Below are 452 nucleotides of genomic sequence, written 5' to 3' on the forward strand. Positions count from 1 at the left end.
GCGCATCGGCGGCGGGGTGATGTGGCTGGTGGTTATCGGCCTGACATGGGGCGTGGCCTGGGGCGTACTGGCGCTGGCGCACGGGATCCACCCCTGGCTTGGATGGCTGGTGGAAGTGTGGATGATCTTCACCGCGCTGGCGGGACGCTGTCTGGCACAGTCGGCGATGGCGGTGGCCCGGCCGCTGCGGGCCGGAGATCTCGCCGAAAGCCGGCATAAGCTCTCCTGGATTGTCGGGCGCGATACCTCTCAGCTCCAGCCAGCGCAGATCAACCGTGCGGTGGTGGAGACCGTGGCGGAGAACACGGTGGATGGCATTATCGCGCCGCTCTTTTTCCTGCTCCTCGGCGGCGCGCCGCTGGCCATGGCCTATAAAGCGGTCAACACCCTCGATTCCATGGTCGGCTATAAACACGAAAAATACCGGGCGATCGGCATGGTCAGCGCTCGTT

1 protein-coding gene is annotated in these 452 nt (G+C 65.0%); it reads left to right on the top strand.

Going from position 1 to position 452, the window contains the following annotated elements:
• Nucleotides 1-452: cobalamin biosynthesis protein (locus tag M3630_RS30610; protein WP_251254673.1), on the top strand; the 452-nt coding region annotated here is incomplete at both ends.

It is taken from the genome of Brevibacillus sp. MER 51, from assembly GCF_023714195.1.
Taxonomy (GTDB): Bacteria; Bacillota; Bacilli; order Brevibacillales; family Brevibacillaceae; genus Brevibacillus.